General features: G+C 41.6%; 18 protein-coding genes. 9 read left to right on the top strand and 9 right to left on the bottom strand.

Translation table 11 applies throughout. From position 1 onward, the window contains the following. Window positions 1–101 precede the first annotated feature (101 nt). Window positions 102–731: a precorrin-8X methylmutase gene (locus H6G28_RS05310; RefSeq protein WP_190589617.1), complete on the top strand. Its 630-nt coding sequence runs from the start codon at window positions 102–104 to the stop codon at window positions 729–731. 49 nt (window positions 732–780) lie between these two features. Here H6G28_RS05310 and H6G28_RS05315 read toward each other — a convergent pair whose 3' ends face one another. Continuing rightward, window positions 781–1464 (bottom strand): DUF8619 family protein, encoded by a 684-nt coding sequence (locus H6G28_RS05315; RefSeq protein ID WP_190589616.1) that lies wholly within the window; start codon window positions 1462–1464, stop codon window positions 781–783. 88 nt (window positions 1465–1552) lie between these two features. Further along, a complete protein-coding gene (gene dapB / locus H6G28_RS05320) occupies window positions 1553–2389 on the bottom strand; it encodes a 4-hydroxy-tetrahydrodipicolinate reductase (RefSeq protein ID WP_190669432.1) in 837 nt (278 codons plus the stop codon). Between the two features lie 283 nt (window positions 2390–2672). On the opposite strand from dapB, the gene H6G28_RS05325 reads away from it, so the two are divergent. After that, on the top strand, window positions 2673–2882 hold the full coding sequence (locus H6G28_RS05325; RefSeq protein ID WP_190589614.1) for a capsule biosynthesis protein: 210 nt from the start codon (window positions 2673–2675) through the stop codon (window positions 2880–2882). 57 nt (window positions 2883–2939) lie between these two features. Here H6G28_RS05325 and H6G28_RS05330 read toward each other — a convergent pair whose 3' ends face one another. Both H6G28_RS05330 and argS read right to left on the bottom strand, forming a co-directional pair. Next, entirely contained in the window at window positions 2940–4586 is a 1647-nt protein-coding gene (locus tag H6G28_RS05330) for a serine/threonine protein kinase (RefSeq protein ID WP_190669434.1), read from the bottom strand. A 245-nt stretch (window positions 4587–4831) separates the two neighbouring features. Next, entirely contained in the window at window positions 4832–6598 is a 1767-nt protein-coding gene (gene argS / locus H6G28_RS05335; RefSeq protein WP_190669436.1) for an arginine--tRNA ligase, read from the bottom strand. Between the two features lie 248 nt (window positions 6599–6846). Here argS and H6G28_RS05340 point away from each other — a divergent pair, with 248 nt between their 5' ends. Beyond that, the gene (locus tag H6G28_RS05340) at window positions 6847–7533 is read left to right on the top strand and encodes a Uma2 family endonuclease (RefSeq protein WP_190669438.1); all 687 of its coding nucleotides are present in this window, start codon (window positions 6847–6849) and stop codon (window positions 7531–7533) included. A 131-nt stretch (window positions 7534–7664) separates the two neighbouring features. On the opposite strand, the gene H6G28_RS05345 is transcribed toward H6G28_RS05340, so the two are convergent. Further along, complete coding sequence (locus H6G28_RS05345) at window positions 7665–7871, bottom strand: glycogen debranching protein (RefSeq protein ID WP_190589610.1); 207 nt, start codon at window positions 7869–7871, stop codon at window positions 7665–7667. A 481-nt stretch (window positions 7872–8352) separates the two neighbouring features. Here H6G28_RS05345 and H6G28_RS37290 point away from each other — a divergent pair, with 481 nt between their 5' ends. The 3 genes from H6G28_RS37290 to H6G28_RS05360 all read left to right on the top strand — a co-directional run bounded on the left by H6G28_RS37290 (window position 8353) and on the right by H6G28_RS05360 (window position 12540). Beyond that, complete coding sequence (locus tag H6G28_RS37290) at window positions 8353–8574, top strand: peptidoglycan-binding domain-containing protein (protein ID WP_190669440.1); 222 nt, start codon at window positions 8353–8355, stop codon at window positions 8572–8574. Between the two features lie 249 nt (window positions 8575–8823). Next, entirely contained in the window at window positions 8824–11355 is a 2532-nt protein-coding gene (locus H6G28_RS05355; protein ID WP_190669442.1) for a hypothetical protein, read from the top strand. A 723-nt stretch (window positions 11356–12078) separates the two neighbouring features. After that, window positions 12079–12540 carry a response regulator gene (locus H6G28_RS05360; protein ID WP_190669444.1) on the top strand — a complete coding sequence of 154 codons (462 nt, stop codon included), beginning with the start codon at window positions 12079–12081 and terminating at the stop codon, window positions 12538–12540. A gap of 41 nt (window positions 12541–12581) precedes the next feature. On the opposite strand, the gene H6G28_RS05365 is transcribed toward H6G28_RS05360, so the two are convergent. From H6G28_RS05365 to H6G28_RS05375, 3 genes are all read right to left on the bottom strand, one after another. Next, a complete protein-coding gene (locus H6G28_RS05365) occupies window positions 12582–13709 on the bottom strand; it encodes an ATP-binding response regulator (protein ID WP_190669446.1) in 1128 nt (375 codons plus the stop codon). 26 nt (window positions 13710–13735) lie between these two features. Continuing rightward, complete coding sequence (locus H6G28_RS05370; RefSeq protein ID WP_190669448.1) at window positions 13736–15070, bottom strand: ATP-binding response regulator; 1335 nt, start codon at window positions 15068–15070, stop codon at window positions 13736–13738. A gap of 246 nt (window positions 15071–15316) precedes the next feature. After that, on the bottom strand, window positions 15317–15748 hold the full coding sequence (locus H6G28_RS05375) for a response regulator (RefSeq protein WP_190669449.1): 432 nt from the start codon (window positions 15746–15748) through the stop codon (window positions 15317–15319). An 846-nt stretch (window positions 15749–16594) separates the two neighbouring features. On the opposite strand from H6G28_RS05375, the gene H6G28_RS05380 reads away from it, so the two are divergent. Then, window positions 16595–17317 carry a response regulator transcription factor gene (locus H6G28_RS05380; protein ID WP_190589603.1) on the top strand — a complete coding sequence of 241 codons (723 nt, stop codon included), beginning with the start codon at window positions 16595–16597 and terminating at the stop codon, window positions 17315–17317. Between the two features lie 109 nt (window positions 17318–17426). On the opposite strand, the gene H6G28_RS05385 is transcribed toward H6G28_RS05380, so the two are convergent. After that, entirely contained in the window at window positions 17427–18779 is a 1353-nt protein-coding gene (locus tag H6G28_RS05385; protein WP_190669738.1) for a lipid-A-disaccharide synthase-related protein, read from the bottom strand. Between the two features lie 322 nt (window positions 18780–19101). Here H6G28_RS05385 and H6G28_RS05390 point away from each other — a divergent pair, with 322 nt between their 5' ends. Together H6G28_RS05390 and H6G28_RS36720 are read left to right on the top strand one after the other, a co-directional pair. Then, complete coding sequence (locus H6G28_RS05390) at window positions 19102–21111, top strand: BamA/OMP85 family outer membrane protein (protein WP_190669451.1); 2010 nt, start codon at window positions 19102–19104, stop codon at window positions 21109–21111. Window positions 21112–21487: 376 nt separating this feature from the next. Further along, window positions 21488–21583, top strand: a complete 96-nt coding sequence (locus tag H6G28_RS36720) for an SDR family oxidoreductase (RefSeq protein ID WP_313933917.1) — start codon at window positions 21488–21490, stop codon at window positions 21581–21583. Window positions 21584–21649: the final 66 nt, after the last annotated feature.

A 21649-nucleotide genomic window follows, 5' to 3' on the forward strand; every position in this document is an offset into this window, starting at 1 on the left:
CAGCCTGAAATGATAACCTAGTGTGGAAGTCCTGTTGATTTTGACTCAGCATTCACTCTTAGCTGATAAGCTGAAAGCTGGTATATCGGCGCTGAATAGTGATGGAATGGCACGTAACTGATGCTCAAAGTTTAGCAATCATCGACAGTGAAATTGGCGATCATGTCTTTTCACCCGCAGAGTATGAAATTGTGAGGCGGGTGATATACGCCACTGCTGACTTTGAATATAAATCTTTAATTCGGTTTTCGGAACATGCTTTACAAGCTGGTGCAGCAGCATTAGCAGCACGCACCACAATCGTAGTAGATGTCCCAATGGTACAAGTAGGTATTGCTTCCGACATCCAAAGCACGTTTGCTAACCCAGTCTATTGCAGCATGGAAACTGTCACACGTCCGCAAAAGGAAAAAACACTGGCAGCATGGGGAATTGAAACTCTCGCCAAACGTTATCCAGAGGGCATTTTTGTAGTTGGTCAGGCACAAACAGCACTAACAGCACTAATAGATTTAATTGAAGCGGAAGAAATTCGCCCAGCTTTAATTATTGCGACTCCAGTCGGATTTATTGATGTAGATACTGATAAAAGCCGCCTGCAAGATTCTCTAGTTCCCTATATTACTATTGAAAGTCGTAAAGGAAATGCCGTTGTTGCTGCTGCTGTTGTTGATGGATTGGTAGATTTAGCTTGGCAAGCTTACGGACAGAATGCGAGTCGGGGAAGTTAGGAGAAGGCAGGAGGCAGAAGGAGAAATATTAAATTTCATACTTCATACTTCACTCTGTTTTCCGCCGCCTTCGCCGTGGTCTATCTTGTTGGTCTTCGCGGATGCGGCGGCTGGCTTCTGAAAAGAAGTCTCGGCGGAGATAGGGATAATCGTTAACCCAGATGTCGCGGCTGGGAATGTAAACATCGCTGAAATCTTCAATGGTGCCTAAATCGGCACGGTTGGACATAACAATCATTTCCGCTATTTGACCACGGGCGATCGCTTTATGATAAGGCCGCAGAGGTGCATCTAACTCAACGCTAAACCCTGTATCGTCACCTACCTCTAGATTTATTCGTTTCTCCCGGTTTTCAACAATTACCAATTCGCCTTTGCTGTTGACAGTTTCTTGTTTACCCATCAATCTATCTGTAATCCACCAATCTAATATGCGTCCCCGGAAAAAGCCACTGTACTTATAACGACGACATTTGGCATTCCGAATACTGGCTTGGAACACTGGGTACCACAGCCAAAACATCGCCCCAATAACCCCCAAGAAAAATAGGAGGGGGCCAAAATCCAGGCCAAACAGGGCTTTCACTAGTAAAACCACAACTACAGAAACTACCGAAACTAATAGTCGCTGTAGAAAATTAGAAAATTTCCCCCAGTAGTACTTGTACTGCTGACCAGTAGCAATGAGGGGGATAATTTGTTCAAATTTCTGGCGAGTCAGTGGAACAAGCATGGGTGCTGGGTGTTGAGTGCTAGTGTTTAACAAGGAGTCAGAATTCAGGAGTCAGAATATTCTGGATTCTGCATTCTGAATTCTTCTTTTAAAGTATCTTTTCTAAACCATACACTAACGACTTTAACTGTGAGACTTTGCGAATTGCCAGTAACACTCCAGGCATATAGCAGGCGCGATCGCTTGTATCATGGCGTAAGGTATAAATTTGACCAGCAGCACCAAAAATTACTTCTTGATGGGCAATTAATCCTGGCAAGCGTACGCTATGAATTCTAATTCCTTCATCGGCTAGGCTGCCTCTGGCTCCCGGTATTTTCTCGGTTTCATGGACAATTGCTGGGTTAAAAGTTTTACCGATTTCTGCTAGTAACTGAGCAGTTTGAATTGCTGTACCACTGGGTGCATCAGCTTTTTGGTTGTGATGCAATTCGATAATTTCTACATGGTCAAAATATTGTGATGCGGTGACGGCGGCTTGTTGGAGTAACACCATCCCAATGGAGAAATTAGGAATAATCAAGCAGCCAGTACTGGCTTTTTCGGCGAAGTCGGCTAAATTTTGAATTTGTTCGGGACTTAAGCCTGTAGTTCCGACAACCGGACGAATGCCATAGGCGATCGCACTACGTACATTGTCATAAACTGAATCAGGGTGGGTAAAGTCTACTATGACTCCTGGTGGTAGCTGTCGCTCACCCGCCACGTACCCTAACATCGGTTCTAATTGGTCAGTAATTGGTACTTCTAAAGGTTCACTTAAACCAGCAAGTTCCCCAGCATCTTTACCTTGAAGTTCGGGGTTACGGTCAATTGCACCCATCAGAGTTAAATCAGGTGCTTGGGCGACTGCTTTGACTACCTCACGACCCATTTTGCCAGCAGCACCGTTAATAATCACCGGAATCGGAGTTTGATTTGTCATAAGTCAATGGTCAATGGTCAATTATTCATTGTCCATAGTAAACTACTTACGCTCCAAGATTGTCTGTGGAGATTGGGTGAAGGGGTTTGAGGGCTTCGCCGTGAGCTTCAGCCGAACGGTGAAGGGGTAAAAGGGAAGGGTCTTGAACACCCCTATGCGGAAGTCAAAAATCAGAGAATTTTTGACTTTGAACTTTTTACTTTTGACTTGATTTTGCCCTTACATCCTTGCCAAGTTCCGGTTTTGTTGCAGTAAACTAATACCATCTTTTGAGGAGTGCATTATGGCCAACCAAAAATTGATGCAATTACTTTCTTTTGGTTTTATTAGTTTTTGCTTTTGTTTTGGCTTGGGAATTGGTGTTTTCATTCGTTTTGGACAGTTGCAACCATCTAACGCTGCGACTACATCTGAACCCCCCCAGATATTACCCTTTGTTATCCCTGCCCCTACACCGTCACCAGATGATAGCGTTTTTACCTTAAACCCTTAGAGTGCTGAGTTGAAAGTGCTGAGTGCTGAGTCAAATCCTTGTGTTCACAACTGGTACTTAGTTACTAGTGTTACTTTCTGTTGTTGACTTTTCATCTTTTGGGGATGGGCTGTCAGGAGCAGAATTTTGCTTATTTTCTACAGTTGGGACAACTACAGCCGAAGAATCTGGGCTTTTTGATTCTGTGGTAGGTGGTGGTACTGGTATCACCACAGGATTCGATCGCTTGCCTGATGGATTGGGTGTAGTTTGATTGGTGGTGGCAGGTGGGGTATTATTTGGCGATCGCTTGGTTGCACTTTCCCGATTAACTTCTCGATTAGAACGATAGGCTCTCAGTTTATCTACTAATGATGGTGTCGGTAAGGTATTCGGTGTAACAGATGCTTGTTCGGGATTTTGCTGAGACGAAGTTTCGGAGTTGGTGGCGGCAGTATTTTCTGAGGTTGGGTTGCTGTTGGTTGTGGCTTGTGGTGTAGGTGCTGGGCGGTTTTGTCGGCGGCGTTTGGAAATATACGCTGATTCGGTTGCAGTGGTTGTTTGGGTATTTTTATTAGTATTATTTGCTTCCGCCGTTGACTGTGAACCCTTGGAATCAGAATTATTTCCCTTTGATTGTGTGACTGGGTTAGTAAACAGGGGTGTGGCGGATGAATTTGGCTTGTTATGGGAGGACAATAAATTAGTGATGCCAAAACCCGCACTCGCGGCAAATAAAGCCACACCTACACCAACTAAGGCTTTAGACCCTGCGAGTGTTTTAGTCAAGGCTGCCATCGGGTTTTTTGTCCGATATTCCTTGTGTTTCTTGCCAAAAACTCCTCGTCCTGGCTGCATTGATAAATCAACGGTGGCGACTGTATTAGTGGCAACGCTTTGGGTAATATTCTTGCTCTCACTACCCGGTAGTAGTTGTAACCATTCAGCCACGGTTGAGGGACGGAAGCGAGAATCAACCGCCATACCGCGCATCACAGCTTGATTGACGGCGGCACTCAGATGGGGTTGTAATTCTTTGGGAGATGCCATTTTTTCGCGATCGCGCAATAATGCTGGCATGGGAACCTGTGCTGTTAACAAAGCATACAAGGTTGCTGCCAAACCATAAACATCTGTAGCTGGTGTGCGCGGCGCTTGTGTCAAGTATTGTTCAATGGGTGCGTAGCCTTCGGAAACTATGCCGGTGTGAGTTTGTTTGACACCACCATTAAATTCTCGTGAAATCCCAAAATCAATTAATATGACTTCTTGAGTGCCTTGGCGGAGAATAATATTATCTGGTTTGATGTCGCGGTGGAGCAAACCATTATTGTGGACTACTTGTAGGGCTGCACCAATTTGGCGGATGTAGTGAATAGCTGTTGCTTCCGGTAAGGGTATCCCTGGTAGGACAAAAGCATTGCCCAAAGTTTCCCCAGGAATGTATTCCATCACCATGTAGGGTAGACCATCTTCAATAAAAAAGTCACTTACCCGCACAATATTGGGATGGATACAAGTAGCTAGTCTTCTAGCTTCATCTTGGAATTGGCGCTCGAACTTGGCAAAATCTGGATGTTGCCGCAAGCGTTCGTTAATAGTTTTCACCACTACATCTTGACCTAAGTAGTGATGTGTAGCTTTAAAGGTAATACCAAAGCCACCATGTCCGATTTCTTGGGTGAGGGTATATTTTCCACCCTGCAAAATTTTGCCTGCTAACATAGATGTTCTGCGTTTTGAGTCCTAAATCCTGAATGAGCAGATATATGCCACCCGAAATTGAACAGCCTCCACCTCATTGCCACCGCTTAATCTTTTTCATGATACAGTAGGCTCACACATTGCATCTTGAAAATTAGGTGAAGGAAAGCAAGTTGCTAAGAAAAACACCGACTAGTCAAGGTAGTTATTTGTCACTTGTCCTTAGTCATTCGTTGTTCTTTCCTACTCAACACTTCCTTTGTAACCTACATTCTCTCTAAGACTTGAATTCCCAACAGCGATAATCCGAGTTTTAAGGTTCTGGCGGTTAAATCACACAATACTAAACGGGATGTGCGCTGTGGTTCTTCTGCGTCTAATACCCTAACTCCATGATTGCGATCGTAGAACACATTAAACTTTTTACTCAATTCGTATAGATATTCACATAAACGATTTGGTAACAAGTCTTGTTCCACAGTACTAATCACTTCGCCCAATTGCAGTAAATACTTGGCAAGAGCAAATTCAGTTTCATGCTCTAATACAAGTTGTGCTTGATCACCTAATTCTTCAAAGTTAATTCCACCCTTGCGGCTAATACCTTGAATTCGAGCGTAGGCGTAAAGCATATAAGGGGCTGTATTGCCTTTGAGATCCAGCATTTTGTCATAGCTGAAGATGTAATTACTGGTGCGGTTTTGGCTCAAGTCAGCATACTTAACGGCGCTAATACCAATAATTTGGGCAACATGAGCAATAAATTCTGTTGTTTCTGTACGCTCATCTGCTTGTAATCTCTTTTCTAAGTCAGCACGAGCGCGGATAATTGCTTCATCGAGCAAATCTCGTAACCGGACAGTATCTCCAGAACGGGTTTTGAATTTTTTGCCATCTTCCCCTAACACCAAACCAAAGGGAACATGCACTAGTTCGACATCATCAGGAATCCAACCAGCTTTGCGTGCAACTTGGAAAAATTGAGCAAAGTGATTACTTTGTCCCGCATCGGTTACATAAATGATGCGTTTGGCTGCATCTTGTTGAATGCGGTAGCGCAATGCAGCTAAATCTGTGGTGGCGTAGTTATAACCACCATCGGATTTCTGCACAATTAATGGTAACGGTTCACCTTCTCTGTTGGTATAGCCTTCTAAGAAAACAACTTTTGCGCCTTGATCTTCTACAAGTAAGCCAGAGTCGGCTAAATCTTCCACAATTTTGGGTAATAAGGGGTTGTAAAAAGATTCGCCGCGTTCATTGATATGGATATCCAGCAAGTCATAAATAACCTGAAATTCTTTGCGGGATTGTTCACACAGCAGTTTCCACGCATGAATTGTATCTTCTGCGCCTGCTTGTAATCTCACGACTTCTTGGCGTGCTGCTTCTTGGAAGGTTTCATCAGCATCAAAACGCTGTTTTGCTTGGCGATAAAAGCTGACTAAATCGCCGATATCTAAGGCGTTGGCGGTGGTTAACGCTTGGGGGTAAACTTCTCGCAGGTAAGTGATGAGCATTCCGAATTGTGTACCCCAATCACCCACATGATTTAACCGCAAAACATCATGTCCGCGAAATTCCAAAATCCGGGCGATAGAATCACCAATAATGGTGGAACGCAAATGTCCGACGTGCATTTCTTTGGCAATGTTCGGACTGGAAAAATCAACAATTTCTCGCTGTGGCGTTTTCGCTGGGGGAACACCTAACCGGGAGTCGGCGTGAATTGCTTTGAGTTGTGCTTCTAGGTAAGCGGTTTTAAGTCTGAGGTTAATAAAACCGGGGCCAGCAATTTCTGGTGATTCGCAGATTTGGGCAACATCTAACTTGTCAACTATAGCAGCAGCGATCGCTCTTGGTTGCTGTCCTAATTTTTTACTCAGGGATAAAGCCACATTCGCTTGATAATCACCAAATTTCGGATTCCCCGCAGGTACTAAAATTGGGTCAACGGTGGCGTATTCATCACCAAAAGCAGCAACCATCGCCTGCTCAAATTTAACTTTTAATTGTTCTTGTGTAGCATTCATATATAAATGTTATCTGTGACAGGCAAAACGCGACTGCTGAGACCTGGATTTCTCTCTTGTGAGAAATACAGGGGTGTGGGAAGGGTGGGAGGATAGTGAAGAAATCTTTCCCCCCACACTCCCCACACTCCCCTCTCTCCCCACACCCGCTACCCATACGTGAGAAATTCGGGTGAAAGTGAGGTATTCTCAAAGGCTTGATTATTTTAACCTTAAAATATAATCACCTAATTTAACTGAGGATTTTCATGGTACAGTACAACCCCCTCAGCTGCCTTCCGTCCTCGGCAGAATTACCCGACTCTGATGATACGCCAGTGGATAACGAACTACAAAACCTGATTCCCAATTTACTAGAAGCTATTTTAGCTTTAGTCTGGAGTCAACGCACCGATTGGTTTTTCGGCGTTGATATGGGGATTTATTATGCACCCGACACTCCGCAATTAGTACCTGATGGGTTTCTCAGCATAGGTGTAGAACGTTTTATTGGTGAAGAGGGACGTTTAAGCTATGTTCTCTGGGAAGAAGATGGTATTGTTCCTATTTTTGCCTTAGAAGTTGTTTCACAAACCTACGGCGGCGAATACGAAAAGAAAAAAATCGACTACGCGAAGTTAGGCATTTTATATTATGCAATTTACGTCCCCAACCGGAGATATCGGCGTAAACGAGAACCTTTAGAAGTTTATCGTTTAGAAAATAGTGAATACATCTTACAACCAGGTTCACGGGTGTGGATGCCAGAAATTAATTTAGCACTTGGCAGAGAACGCGGTACTTATCTGGGAAGGACGCGCGAGTGGTTATATTGGTATGACGAAGTTGGACAGAGATTACCTACACCAGAGGAGTTAGTGCAGCAAGAAAAGGAACGTGCTGAGAGACTAGCACAAAGGTTGCGGGAGTTGGGCATTAATCCAGATGAGATTTAAAGATGGTTCAGGGATGTAGGGGTATAAGTGTATAAATGAGCAAAACCCTTACCCCCTGTCTCAACAAGCAGACTTTCTGCGTCAGCCGTGATTCTCACTAGCCTCTAGCTCCTAACCTCTAACCTCTCGCCTCAATTGAGCTTTAAAGCATTAACTGGTACTTCATCCCAAGAATCAACTATCCGTAATCTAGCTATCCAACCATCTGTTTTTTGTTGCTCTGTCAAATTTTTTTCAAACGACTCATGACAATCTTTGGCTTGAGACTCATTACAACAAGCAATGCAGGCATAGATCATACCCGATGGATCAATTTGCTCATTTACCCAAATAGTCATGGTGTATCCTCTCGAAAGCTATAAATTAACAAGGCATTTGGTCATTTTAGAATACTAGCAAAGCTAAAAACCCATTCATTGTGGGGCTGATGCCAAAAATTTATCCATCTTAAGTTTTTTAACCGAGTTTTTTCTATTCTGATCGCTAAGTTAGTTTTGTGTAAGTTGAAAAACCAGCCACTAGCTTAATAAATTGCAATATGTTACGCCATACATTTCTTGCGTAGTTTAACTGATGACATTCGCTGATTGGCGAACAAAAATATACTTAATTTCTCAAAAATGAAATTCCCAATTAATTCACAATTTCAAATTTATATCGAGTTAGCTTGATAGGATTTGGTGGTGAGATTTGGAATTTGTCATCAGTCAAAGTTTGTGATTAATCAAGTATTTTACTATCTCTGTAACAGGGATGTAAATAACATCATTAGTCATAAATACTTGTCAAAAAAAGCGCATTTTAAGCATAGGAGAGAAAATGTCTTATCCAGGTTATTTTTTGCAACAAGGCTGTGAAACCGCAGATGTATATATGGTTCAGCAAACTTTACAAGCGTTAGGTTATTCGATAGCGGCTGATGGTTCATTTGGCCCGATGACAGAAAATGCTGTCCGACAATTTCAAATGTCTAATGGTCTAGTGGCTGATGGTGTTGTCGGCCCTAACACTTGGTATGCGTTAATGAACCAAGGCTGCTAAATAACTAGGATTTTTAACGAATAACTTGAGAGGTGATGTACCTTTATTCTGATTTTGGCAGCACAATAAAAAATAAAAGGTAAAGCATTTACTGTGGCAAATATAGATATTAGTGTCATCGTTGCGGTGGCACTAATATTTGTGATGTTTTGAAGACGGATGCTTGTGATGAAGTAGAAGAAATGCAGAGTATATAAAAACATAAAAATCGCTCATACAAATATAGCTTAGTCAAGGAATATCCAAATAATGGTTCATACAAATGGACAACCTTCAGTATCAGCAAAATCGCAATTAGATATAGCACTTGATGTTTATGAGGAAGCTTTAATTGCATTAGAAGAAGCGCCTTTACAAGCAACATTTGACCAAAAAGTGACTGTATTAGTAGCGCGTGATGGGGTAGAGAAGAAAAGGCAAATTGATCAAAACCCCACTGGTAGTAGTTACGCGAGGTTATTAAGTTTAGATGAGCGCCTGAAAGCACAAGCCAAAGTGCTGAGTGAAGATGATGAATTAGCACAATGGAAAGATAGCTTAAATGCACCGCCGAATATGTGGTGGTGGCATTTAAAATATCCGTTAGCGATGTCACCAATCCAAGTGGCAAAACGCTATCAACAAGCTATCTCTGCATTGTCAGCGTCGCTTCCCCATCCGACTCAAGAACAAATTTTAGAAGTATTACTAGCACGGGACGCAATTGAAACTTCCCGTGATAATCAACCTTTACCAGAGCATATCGCTAAAATTGTCATTGATTTAGATGAAAGTTTGCGATCGCTCGCCGATGTAATTACTAAAGATGGTAAATTAGAGTACTGGAAAATCAGCTTAAGTAAAACTACACCTAATACTTGGTGGTGGGAACTCAGCGATACAGAACCACTACCAGCACAAGCTATCCAACGTTACGCAGCAGCTTTAGAGGAGATGGAATCTCCACCAACAGCGACTTCGGAAGAACTTCTAGAAGTACTACTAGCACGGGACGCAGTGGAAAAAGCTTGGAATAAGCAACAACAACCACCACGTCATTTAACCGAAAAAATCATTGAATTAGACAAGCGGTTAAAAGCGCAATCTTGGTCTTTTGCTAACGATGATATTGTTGATGAATGGAAAAACAACCTGAAACCACCGGAAATGAGTTGGTGGTGGTCTTTTACCCGTTCTGTTCCGTTACCGAATGAAGCGATCGCACGTTACGAAAAAACAGTTGAAATCGTTGCAACTAGTAAACCACCTTCTTCTGATCAACTTTTAGAAACGCTCTTGGCGCGTGATGGAGTAGAAGAAGCTTTAGAACAAGCCTATCGCAATAAACCCGTCCCCGAAAAACTAGCCAGACAACTCATTGCTTTAGACAACAAATTAAAACAATATCGTCTTGATTTCAACAAAGATAACCAAATCAAACAATGGAAAGATAGCTTAAAACGCCAAAATCGCTGGTGGTGGGAACTCAAACCTGCGATCGTTGGTTCGGAAGAAGAACCAGGGACACGCCGTGACTGGTTACTCAATACTTTGGCTGTGCTTTGTCTAGGTATTGGTGCAGCGTTTACAGCTTATAGTAGCCAAGTATTTTTCCAGAAGGTTGAAGGACAAGAAACTCAACAAGCCGACTTATCACAAAACATGGCGGCGGTATTGCAAGTCATTGGTTTAGGTGCAGGTGGCGCAGCAGCTTTGACTAGTGGTGGTCGAAAAACCCTCGAAAAACTCTTTACTAACTTACAGTTACCCCCCACCAAACAAGCACCCACAGCCTTAGCGATCGCGGCGGGAATGACGGCTATTACAGGTTCTGTCGCTGCATCATTACCCGCCTGGGGAAAAGTTTATATTGCTCAAGGACAAGGATATTTACATAATACTAATTGGCTGAAAGCTCAAGATAGTTTTCTTCAGGCCAAAAAATTCATTAGTAGTGATGAAGACAAAGCAAAAGTAGAAATTGGTTTAGGAGATTCTGCGGAACATTTAGGAGATTTAGTCAAAGCAAAAGAATATTATAAAAAAGCGGCGGCTCTGGACAATATTGAAGGTATGACTCGCTATGCGCGGCTCAGTATGGTAGATTTCTTTCTCAAAAATCCACCTGATTCTAGAATTCAACCTTCAATCACTGATGAAAACTTCAGACAAGCTCATCTTTTTAACCAGCGTGCTTTGCTGAAAATCTTCAAATTGTTAGCTAAAAATGAGCAAACTCCCGAAAAACTCAACAAAGAGTTATTGAATTTGACGCAATTAGCTCGCACAAATGATGCACTGATCGCCGCAGTTAGAGATTTACACGTATCTCCCAAAGAGAATGCAGCTTCGGATGAAGAATATCGTCAGCGTTATTGGACTGAAGCTGTAGCGGGTCTTTACAAGTCTAATTTGGATGAGTTGAACTATCTGAAAATTTCTGACAAGGACGCTCTAAAGATTCGAGCTTTGTGTTTTGCACACATCACAACCGAGCAGATGAGATATACAGAAAACATTCAGAATGTTCCCGAAGCACTCACAAGTCTTGTACCGGAGATGATGACTAAATCTCCCGATGCTCCTAATTGTTACGATGATAAAGCTCTGAGCGTCTATGATTTTTCGTTGATTGAAGCTTTGGCAAAAATATATAAAATGCCAAAATTCAAAGTTGCTGTGACAAATAATAATCCGCCACCGCAAACAAATCCTGCGCCAACCCCAGAAGCCGTGCCGAACCCGGAAGCAGAAGCTTATAATCAAAATCCGCCAACGCCTGAGACTCAGCCGCAATATTAAGTTTAGGGGTATCACAGGGTGTAAGGGTGTAAGGGTGTTCAAAACCTTTGCACCCTTTAAACTTTATGGGACGAAGTGGAGTGAGTAATGAGTAGTGAGTAGTGATACCCATTTGAAATAAGAATGCGACAGATATAAATCAGGAAAGTCTTACTTGAGCTAGATTTCTTAATTGCGTTAGCGCAGCGTTAGCGAGCCTGCGAATTGCGAATTGGTATGAGTAGTGAGTATAGGACTTACGTAAGAAATCTCTCAAAATCTCATAACTTTTTTCCTACTCTGCGGGTAGCCGAAGAACGCGTCTACGTTTTTTCATAATTTTGCGTAAGTCCTGATAAGTAATGAGTATTTCTACTAACTCATTATTCATTACTCCTAACTCCTTACTCATTTATACCTATAAGTTTGTATCTTTAATTGTGATAGCGATCGCCTCACCATAGACCATAGCCTAAATTAAATTTTTTTATATCAAATTATGATAAGCTCTTGCCAAAAAATTATGTAATTTTGCGTATAATCAAAAAGTGTCTGCTCAACCTATAAAAGTCTGTCAATTTGAGACATTGAATTTAAGATTGTAGATAGACTGTACTCATAACTCAACTGGCAAAAAATAATCTGAACGCAATTCTCAAGTCCCTCCATCCTATCCCTTGTGGGATGGCTCGTCTGCAAAATCACCAGAGACGATAAATCCCCATTGATTTTTCTGGAGAAAAGATGTATCTAGCACATTCATTCATCAGTGATAGCAAGCAGCAGCACTCTCAGCAGCCTTTAATTTTGGCAGTGGAAGATAATGATGATAATCTGTTGCTGATTAGTTATGCTCTTGAGTCACTTGGCTGTCAATTTATCTGTCAATCAGACAGTTCCTCAACATTGTTGGTGGCTAAAGAGTATCAGCCAGACTTGATCATGTTAGATATTTTGTTACCTAGTTTCAGTGGCATTGAAGTTGTACATTATCTCAAGGAAAATCCCCTAACTCATAAAATTCCCGTACTCGCAGTAACGGCTTTAGCCACCAGAGAAGACAAAGAACGCATTCTCAAGGCGGGATTTGATGACTACATTAGCAAGCCATTTTTGATTGAAGATTTAGAAAGTGTGGTTCGCCGTCTTTTGAAGGGAAAATTAGAGCCTTGTTCCAATGATGAGCGGCTAGAGGCTAGGGAGTAGGAAAACAAGGCTGAAGTCTGAATCATAACTCAGAACTTTGCTTAGATTTTTGGTAGTCGCACTGTAAACACACTGCCTTTACCCAGTTCCGAAGCAACGGTAATATCACCACCGTGAGCTTCAGCAATTCTGTAGGAAAGATGCAACCCTAAACCGCTACCAGAGCGTTTATTTCTCCCTTGACGAAATCGCTCGAATATACCTGCTTGGTCTTCGGGGGCGATACCATAACCTGTATCTTCCACGGCGATGATTACCCAGGTTTTGCCTTGGGGGTTGTCTGCTTGTTCGGAAATCCGAATTGTAATTTTGCCTGTATCGGTAAATTTGATGGCGTTACCCAAGAGGTTGTTGAACACACGGCGCAGTTCTAAAGGATCACCCATCACCACTCCGAGATTTGTGGGATTGTTGGCTAAACCACTGCTGTCTACTGTGACATTTAAATTTTTCTCACTCGCCAGGGGTGCTAATTCGCTGACTACTTCTTGTATGATTTCGGGTAAGTTGCAAACATCATCGTTGAAGGTCTTTTTCCCTGCATCCATACGAGACACTTCTAGCAAGGTATTGACCATTTGCATTAAGTTTTTGTTGCTGCGAATCATCACGGAGATGGCTTGTTTCATTTCCGGCGAAATTTTGCAGAATGTTTCTTCAAGAAACAACCCCAGCATTCGATCTGCGGCTACCAAGGGAGTACGCAAGTCATGGGTAAGACGCGATACAAAGTCTTCCCGTTGACGAGCCATCTTATCTTGTTCGTCTAAACTGCGCTTGAGTCGCAAAAGCGATCGCACTCTTGCTAGTAGTTCATCTGTATCAAAAGGTTTGCGAATAAAATCATCTGCACCTGCATCTAGTCCCTCTACTACACTAGATTCATGAAAGGCTGTAATCAGCAGAATGGGAATATAAACTTTAATTGCTGGGTTCTTGCGAATGCGATCTGTCACTTCATAACCATCCATCCCTGGCATCATCACATCCAGCAAAATCAAGTCTGGCGGAGATTTTTCGACATATTCTAAAGCAGATTTACCGTCAGTTGCTAAATCGATGTGATAGCCTTCACTTTCTAAAATTGTCTGCACTAAGATCAGGTTATCTTTAGTGTCATCAACGGCAAGAATGCGATCAACTTTTTGAGACTTTTCCACAACAGACATGACTAATTTACTTTTGTGCTAGGGATTTATAGTTTGAGGTTGGGATACCTCATCGATGAACGACGAGATGGGGGAGAAGACTTATGGGGATTATGCGCCGAGAAAAAAATATGTTCACCATCAACATTTAAAGCCGGGATTTTTCCGGCTATCTCTTTGGCTAATATTTGTCGGGGTAACTCGACTTTAAACATCGAACCGATTCCCAATTGACTCTCGATCAAGATTTGGCCATTCATCATTCGCACCAAGGAATCGACAATTGCCAAACCCAAGCCTGTACCTGGATATTTCCGTGTGAGGCTTTGATCAACTTGGCGAAAGGCTTCAAAAATATGCTGAAAATCTTTGGGAGCGATCCCAATACCTGTATCACGAACTGCGATCGCTATGCGATTTTCTGGCAGTTCTTCAATTTCTAACCAGATAGAACCTGTTTCGGTAAACTTAATTGCATTTGACAGCAAATTTACTAAAATTTGCCGCACACGTACCGAGTCATTAAATACCCAAGGATTTTCTAAATCTATCTCGACTTGCAAATCTAATTTTTTCGCTTCTGCTAGAGATTGCATTTCTTTGACAGTGCTATTGATCACTGTCGTTACATCAAATAATTCGGCTTTTAGTTCCAGTCTACCTGCTTCTAATTTAGAAAAATCTAGAACTTCATTTAATAACATTAATAAATGCTTGCCATTATTCAGAATGCGCTCGACCATATCGGTTTGTTGAGGCGATAATTGCCCGAATTTTGGTCGCAATAAAATTTGCGAAAACCCAATAATTGCATTCATTGGTGTCCGTAATTCATGAGACATTGTAGCTAAAAACTGGGTTTTTAACCGTGATGCTTCGATTAATTTTAAATTTTGGATTTGAATTTGTTGTCTTTGTCTTTCGAGTTCTTGATTTTTGCGGATGAGTTGTTCGTTACTTTCTTTTAACTGTTGTAGTGCTAAATTTGCTTGCATTTCAGCACGATATACTCGCATAGCATTGCGTAAAATTTGTGCCAAGATTTCTGAAGATACCCGTGATTTTGCCAGATAATCTGTCGCACCAGCTTTCATCAACTCGACTGCAATTTGTTCATCACCTTGTGCTGTCAAAACCACTAAAGGAACTTTGATTTCTGATGCTTGTACCCGATGAATCAGTGTTAAACCATCTTGATCTGGCAAGCGATAATCTAGGAAAACACAATCAAAGGTGATACTCGCCAACGCTAACAGTGCTTCATGGCCATTACCAGCCTCTGACAGTTCCATTTTGACACCTGCTTGCATCAAGGCACGGCGTACTGCCATCCGGTCTACTTCATCATCGTCTACAACCAAAATTCTCAGCGTTTCTTCCATTTGTTTTTATTTTCGCTGTCCAATGCGGTTTAATGTCTATCATTTTTATTTTCTGTCTATCCAAATAAAAAGTTTGAGATTTGAGTTACAGGTTTGGATATACGAATTAAAGAAACATCTTTAGTGGACATTATTATATTGATTAACAAAATAATATCTCAATTCGGTAATTATCTTGACTCTGATTATTAGTCTTTGTTTAAAGAAAATCTAAATTATACATATTCCCTATCAGGTTTTAGTTGTTTAAGGTATTTCGCACAGTACCCAGTATTTATTCAAGGTAGCCATTGTCTCGACAAACTTATTGAATGTGAGTGGTTTGAGGATATAGCCAGCAACGTTTAAGTTGTAGGCTTGTACCCTATCTTGATCCTGATTTGAGGTAGTCATCACTACTACAGGCGTGGTACATAATTTTGGATCAGAACGTAATTCTTGCAGAAATTCGATGCCACTCATTTTTGGCATATTTAAATCTAATAAAATCAAGCGACGCTCTGTTGGTACACTTGGGTTTTGACCATACTCGTTCCGCAACATTTCGAGAGCTTCTAAGCCATTACTTGCTAGATACAGTGGATTAGTAATATTAACTTTTTTAAAGGCACGCTTGACATTCATGACATCAACTTCATCATCCTCCACTAGTAATATATTAATCACTCTTTCCAGCATGTTTTTCGGCAACAACTCAACTTTTGTAATTATGAGTTAAATCACTTATGAAAATAAACTTGATTATTAATAATTAATTAATTACACTATCTTTATGATTAGTAATTAATAACTTAATAATCTATAAGCAAAAAAGCATGATTTAAGCTCACTATCATTGTAAATGAGCCTGTTAATGCCTGTCCTCAGCCATTAGTGAGAGTTGTAAACAAATATTTTGCTTCATCAGCTTGAGCCGTTCGACTGTCTTACCTCCATCTTGGCCAATGGCCTGCTAATTCATACTATTGTTGATTCAAAGGCTGTTTAAAAGTAAATATTCAGTAGGGTGGGTTACAGCTATATCAGGATTTGGGAAATTAAGAGAGTGAGATGTTGATAAATCATGGAGGATGGCTCTAGCAATTCTAGGCGAAACTGAACTCTAAAAATGATCTCAAGACTTGGTATACAAGGTCTCGACAACAACTATAGGAATAGGGTTTGACTCCTGAATCTAGTTGTTTAGGCAGGGAGTAGGGAGTAGGAAAGAAGGCTGAACTGGGTGTACTGATTTTTTTCCCAAATCAAATATGAGTCATATATCAATTATTTCGCTAAATATTACGAAAGGTTGTTAAAGACGATAAATTGAGATAAATATTTCATATTTGGTTGTAGAATATCCATACATCTCTGGCTAGATATTTGTATCTATCCATTTGAAAAACTGGGAAAATCATACTTCTATCGGTGGATGCAAGAGCATTGCCATATCATCTATCTTTGGTTTGGAAAAACTTAGATTAAGTGATTGACAAAAGCGCAGTTGAACAGACGCGAATATATAGAAGAGTGAGTTTAGTGATGAACGAAATCAGCATTATTTTAATTGAGGATCACGATTTAACTAGAATGGGGCTGAAGGCTGCATTACAGTCGCAAAGCGGGTTGAAAGTAATTGGAGAAGCTGCTAACGCTACCCAAGGAATGAAACTGTTAGAAACGGCAAAGCCAGATGTCGCAGTGGTAGACATTGGCTTACCTGATATGGATGGGATTGAACTCACCCGTAAATATAGACGTTATCAAGCTGAGACTGGACAAACAGCTACCAAAATCCTGATTTTGACAATGGATCATACAGAGGATGCAGTATTGGCGGCGTTTGCGGCTGGTGCAGACTCTTACTACATGAAAGAAACTAGTATTAGCAAGTTAACAGAAGCCATCCAAGCAACTTACAGTGGGAACTCTTGGATTGATCCGGCGATCGCTAATGTAGTATTACGTAAGATGCGCCAAGGCATACCAGGGGAAAACCAAAAGGGTGATCAGCCCAAGACCGTAAAAATTGAAGCCTTAGCCACAGAATACGAACAAGTTCTAGAAACCTATCCCCTCACCCAACGAGAATTAGAAATTCTAGAATTAATTGTTGCTGGTTGCAGTAACGGTCAAATTGCCGAAAAACTTTACATTACAGTTGGTACAGTTAAAACCCACGTCCGCAACATCTTAAACAAACTCTGCGCTGATGACCGTACTCAAGCCGCCGTGCGTGCTTTACGTTCTGGGTTAGTTGCATAGAGAAGTTAAAAGTTAAAAGGCAAAAGGCAAAGGTTATAGCTGTAGTTACTAGATTATTGATGCTCAAAAATCAGCACTTTACTCTCAAACAAGAGAATCTTTTACCTTTTTACTTTTTGCTTTTTAAAACTAATCTTTCGGCTAAACAATCAGCAATTCGTCTAGCTGCGCCTGGTTGACCCATTCGCCGCAAACCATTTTCGGCGATGATTTGTAACCTGTCAGGATGTTGTAGCAGCGATCGCAACACCTTCGCTGCTTGGGATGGTTTCTCAATTAAAATCAAAGAAGATCCTAAAAGACGGCTTTGGGCTTCAGCAAAGGCATAATTATATTGTGGCCCTTGACCGGGAATTGCGATCGCAGGCTTGCCTAGACCAACAAATTGTTCTGTAGCAGTCCCCGCCATAGCGATCGCCACATCTCCCAAATGTATACAATCGTTATAAGCTTGTTGAGAGATTAGCAAATAAGCATGGCGTTGCTGATAAATTAAAGTATTGGTATCCGGGAGAGAAATTGGTGATGTTGTGTGGGGTCGCCAACCTTGAATTTGTAAGTTAGAGGTAAGTTGACTGGTATCCAGACTGGGTGCGATCGCTGCTAAAAACACTACATTACCAGAAGTATGCCCTGCTGCATCTCGTTCTTGAAAACTAGCCAGCAGTGCAGATACAGCCTCCATAATTAATTGCCAATTTTGATAAGCTTCTGGTGGGCGAGAACCCGGAAGCAGCGTCACAACCAATGGTCTGGCTAATTCTTGTTGTTGGATATCAGCAGTGTAAAATCGTTGCATGGGAAAACTCGGTTCCAAGTTATCCATCATCGGATTCCCCACATCAACGGCGGGAATCGGCCATTGTTTTAAAATTTCCGTAGTCAAACTATCTCTGGGAAACACCGCCCGACAACGGCGACGACTCATTAACCAACGTTCCCAAGGATGGTAAATTGAACCAGAAAAATTTTCCCAACGTGCAGATTTAGATGAGCGTGGTAACAATCCTGTTTCATCCTGCACATAATACTCAGATTTTGCTGTGCCGACAAAAGCATAATTCGCGCCACTAAAATAAGCAAACAATAACGGGACAATATCTCCCACCGCTAAAATTGCTGCTTGTTTACCTGATTTTGGTTGCGAACTCACCCACCGCCGCATTGCTTGAATTTGGCTGAGAGTCAACTGTACTAAACCGCCGCGCACATCCCGCATCAGTTGGCGGTTATCCATATATATAAAACCACCAGAAGGCATTGTTTGTACTGCACCAATCAAAGGAATACCCAAATTTTGATAAGCATGTCCTTCACCCACCAACGGTAAAGCAAACATCTCTGGTGGGTTTGATAGTTGCTGGAATGCTTGCACAATGCGGACTGCGATGATATCTTCGCCATGACCGTTACTTAAAAATAGTAAGCGTAACCGAGAACTTGCAGATGGTGAATGACTCATAAGAAACAAAACATCAAGATTAACTGTCAAAATAACTTGTAATTGATAATTCGTAATTAACACCAAATCTCTGTCAGCTTGCACTAAATAATTATTTTTGTCTTCCTTGGCGCTCTTGGCGTTCTTGGCGGTTCGTAAAAAAATTAAGTGCATCTTCACGGAGAATTGGTATAACCCATAGAAGTTAGCTAGGGGTTTGAAGCTTATTACTTCCGTCAATAAATTGAGGGAACTGATGTGGTTTTGGGTAAACCCAATCAACACAGTGGTAGCGTAGGCTTGCATACTTCAATTACGAATTACGAATTAGTAATTATTTGTTATGCAAATTTCTAAAACTGCAATTTTAACTTTAGCTACTTTAGCGGCTAGTAATGTCACTCAACAAGCACTAGCTGTAACAACTACCCCAGCCAAAGAAACTAAAAAAGATGTCATAGTTCCGGTAATTGAAGAAACTCCCCTCCGTACCGAAGCCATTTCAGCGCCGGAAACTGTGGTTACGCCGCAATTTACCCAAAAATCCACAGTTATTAACAAAAAATCTCCTGTAGTACTCACTCCAGTTAATCAAAGTAAGACTACTTTACCAACAGATAATAATTTAGTTGTTACAGCAATAGATGTACAGATAGTAGGCGCAACTCCCGAATTGCAAGAAATTGTCCGCCGCGTGATAAAAACCCAGCCTGGGGGAGACACCAGCCAAAACCAGCTACAAAAAGATGTCGCCGCAATTTTAGAGACTGGTTTATTTACCACCGCCAATGTTAATAGCCGCAGCACAGCCGCAGGGTTGAGTGTAACTTATCAAGTGCAACCAGTAATAGTGCGATCGCTGCAACTTTCTGGTGCAAAGGTACTAACTTATCAAGTAGCCCTGGAACAATTTCAACCGCAATTCAATAGCGCCATCAGTCCCACCGGATTGCAAAAAGCCGTGCAACAGGTCAATAAATGGTACAGCGACAACGGTTATAACTTGGCGCGAGTCCTATCAATTAAACCCAGCCGGGAGGGAATACTTAACATCAACGTCGCCGAAGGTTTAGTAGGTGATATTAAATTCCGATTTGTCAACGATGAAGGTCAAACTGTTGATAGTAAAGGTAATCCCGTCACCGGAAGGACTAAACCAGAGTTTTTACGGCAGCAAATTAAACTACAAACTGGGCAAATATTTCAAGAAAAGTTAGTCCAGCAAGATATTCAGCAATTATATCGCACAGGCTTATTTGCTAGTGTGAATGTGGCTTTAGAAGGCGATGCTAATAAATTAGATTTAGTGTATGAACTCAAAGAAAATGGCGCACGGGCCATTAATTTAGGCGGAAGTTATAACGCTAATCAAGGCATTATAGGCACTGTTAATTATCAAGACCAAAACGTTGCCGGAAAGAACAATATTTTAAATTTGAATGTAGGTGTTAGTAGTCGTGATTTGCAATTTGACGGGAAATTAATTAATCCTTATCGTCCTAACAATCCTGACAGTTTAGGCTACACCGTTAACGGGTTCCGTCGCCAAGAACTTTCCGACACCTTTGATGACACCATTAAATTAGCTAACGGTGATAAAGTGCGAGAAGGGCAAATTGGCGGGAGTGTCAGCTTGCAAAGACCGATTGATGGTTGGGATGCGTCTTTAGGATTGAATTATACAAGAACAACAATCCGCGATCGCCAAGGTAATATTAATTCAACCGATGCCCAAGGAAATCCCTTATCTGCCAGTGGTACAGGTATTGATGACTTAACGACCGTCTCTTTCACCGCCGCTAAAGACAAACGCAATAACCCACTCAACCCCACTCAAGGTTCCTTACTCAAATTAAGTACAGAACAATCTATACCCATCGGTCAAGGAAATATCTCCCTCAACCGCGTCACCGCCAATTTCAGTCAATATGTACCAGTCAAAGTATTCGACAGTAAACAAACGCAAGTATTCGCTTTAAATGTCCAAGCAGGGACAGTCATTGGCGATTTACCACCTTACGAAGCCTTTAATTTGGGTGGTTCCAACTCTGTGCGCGGTTACGATGCAGGTAAAGTTGGCAGTGGACGCAGTTACGTTTTAGCTTCCGCAGAATACCGCTTCCCCATTCTACCCATAGTTGGGGGCGTGTTATTTGCCGACTTCGGCTCAGATTTAGGTTCTGGTAGCACCGTTTTAGGAGACCCGGCGGGTGCGCGTGATAAACCCGGTTACGGGTTTGGCTACGGTGCAGGTGTGCGCTTAGATTCCCCACTGGGGTTAATTCGTGCTGACTACGGCATTAACAACCAAGGCGAAAGTAAAGTGCATCTGGGTATCGGTCAGCGATTTTAACCAGTCGATTTCTCAGAACTAATACCAATTGGAAAAATGATTGCGACAAATGGGTTACTGAAAAGCTCACCAGTAAGCAATTTCCCAATCCAAAATCTAAAATCCAAAATGGTATAACCGAAGCGTAAATCCTATTTCTGCCAAACTCTCACTTGCAAACTACGATATTCCGATATACAATAAGGAGTATCAAAACTGTTATAAATCCAAAATTTAGATTTGATCGTCAGCGTTCTTCTTTCCTAAATGCGTAACCTGTTGCCCTTGAGTAAGGGCATTTTTATTATTAGCAGCAGTTATTGTGACTTGATCAGAGTTTACTTTAGTCCAAAAAATTGCTTTAGTAACTGGAGCAGGACAAGGCTTAGGGCTAGAAATTGCAGGTGCTGTTGTCTTCCTCGCTTCTCCAGCCGCGTCATATATCACAGGCCAAGTTTTAGCCGTTGATGGTGGCTACCTGACTCATTTGTGATGTATTGATATTAGCTGTGTAATTTTACAAATACGGTTTTTCTACCGATAAAATGTATTTTTGGAC

The organism is Nostoc sp. FACHB-190, from assembly GCF_014696905.1.
Taxonomy (GTDB): Bacteria; Cyanobacteriota; Cyanobacteriia; order Cyanobacteriales; family Nostocaceae; genus Nostoc_B.

Coding starts and splice junctions, on each gene's coding strand:
- H6G28_RS05310 (WP_190589617.1), top strand. CDS start 102: ATGGAATGGCACGTAACTGATGCTCAAAGTTTAGCAATCATCGACAGT.
- H6G28_RS05315 (WP_190589616.1), bottom strand. CDS start 1,464: ATGCTTGTTCCACTGACTCGCCAGAAATTTGAACAAATTATCCCCCTC.
- dapB (WP_190669432.1), bottom strand. CDS start 2,389: ATGACAAATCAAACTCCGATTCCGGTGATTATTAACGGTGCTGCTGGC.
- H6G28_RS05325 (WP_190589614.1), top strand. CDS start 2,673: ATGGCCAACCAAAAATTGATGCAATTACTTTCTTTTGGTTTTATTAGT.
- H6G28_RS05330 (WP_190669434.1), bottom strand. CDS start 4,586: ATGTTAGCAGGCAAAATTTTGCAGGGTGGAAAATATACCCTCACCCAA.
- argS (WP_190669436.1), bottom strand. CDS start 6,598: ATGAATGCTACACAAGAACAATTAAAAGTTAAATTTGAGCAGGCGATG.
- H6G28_RS05340 (WP_190669438.1), top strand. CDS start 6,847: ATGGTACAGTACAACCCCCTCAGCTGCCTTCCGTCCTCGGCAGAATTA.
- H6G28_RS05345 (WP_190589610.1), bottom strand. CDS start 7,871: ATGACTATTTGGGTAAATGAGCAAATTGATCCATCGGGTATGATCTAT.
- H6G28_RS37290 (WP_190669440.1), top strand. CDS start 8,353: ATGTCTTATCCAGGTTATTTTTTGCAACAAGGCTGTGAAACCGCAGAT.
- H6G28_RS05355 (WP_190669442.1), top strand. CDS start 8,824: ATGGTTCATACAAATGGACAACCTTCAGTATCAGCAAAATCGCAATTA.
- H6G28_RS05360 (WP_190669444.1), top strand. CDS start 12,079: ATGTATCTAGCACATTCATTCATCAGTGATAGCAAGCAGCAGCACTCT.
- H6G28_RS05365 (WP_190669446.1), bottom strand. CDS start 13,709: ATGTCTGTTGTGGAAAAGTCTCAAAAAGTTGATCGCATTCTTGCCGTT.
- H6G28_RS05370 (WP_190669448.1), bottom strand. CDS start 15,070: ATGGAAGAAACGCTGAGAATTTTGGTTGTAGACGATGATGAAGTAGAC.
- H6G28_RS05375 (WP_190669449.1), bottom strand. CDS start 15,748: ATGCTGGAAAGAGTGATTAATATATTACTAGTGGAGGATGATGAAGTT.
- H6G28_RS05380 (WP_190589603.1), top strand. CDS start 16,595: ATGAACGAAATCAGCATTATTTTAATTGAGGATCACGATTTAACTAGA.
- H6G28_RS05385 (WP_190669738.1), bottom strand. CDS start 18,779: ATGAGTCATTCACCATCTGCAAGTTCTCGGTTACGCTTACTATTTTTA.
- H6G28_RS05390 (WP_190669451.1), top strand. CDS start 19,102: ATGCAAATTTCTAAAACTGCAATTTTAACTTTAGCTACTTTAGCGGCT.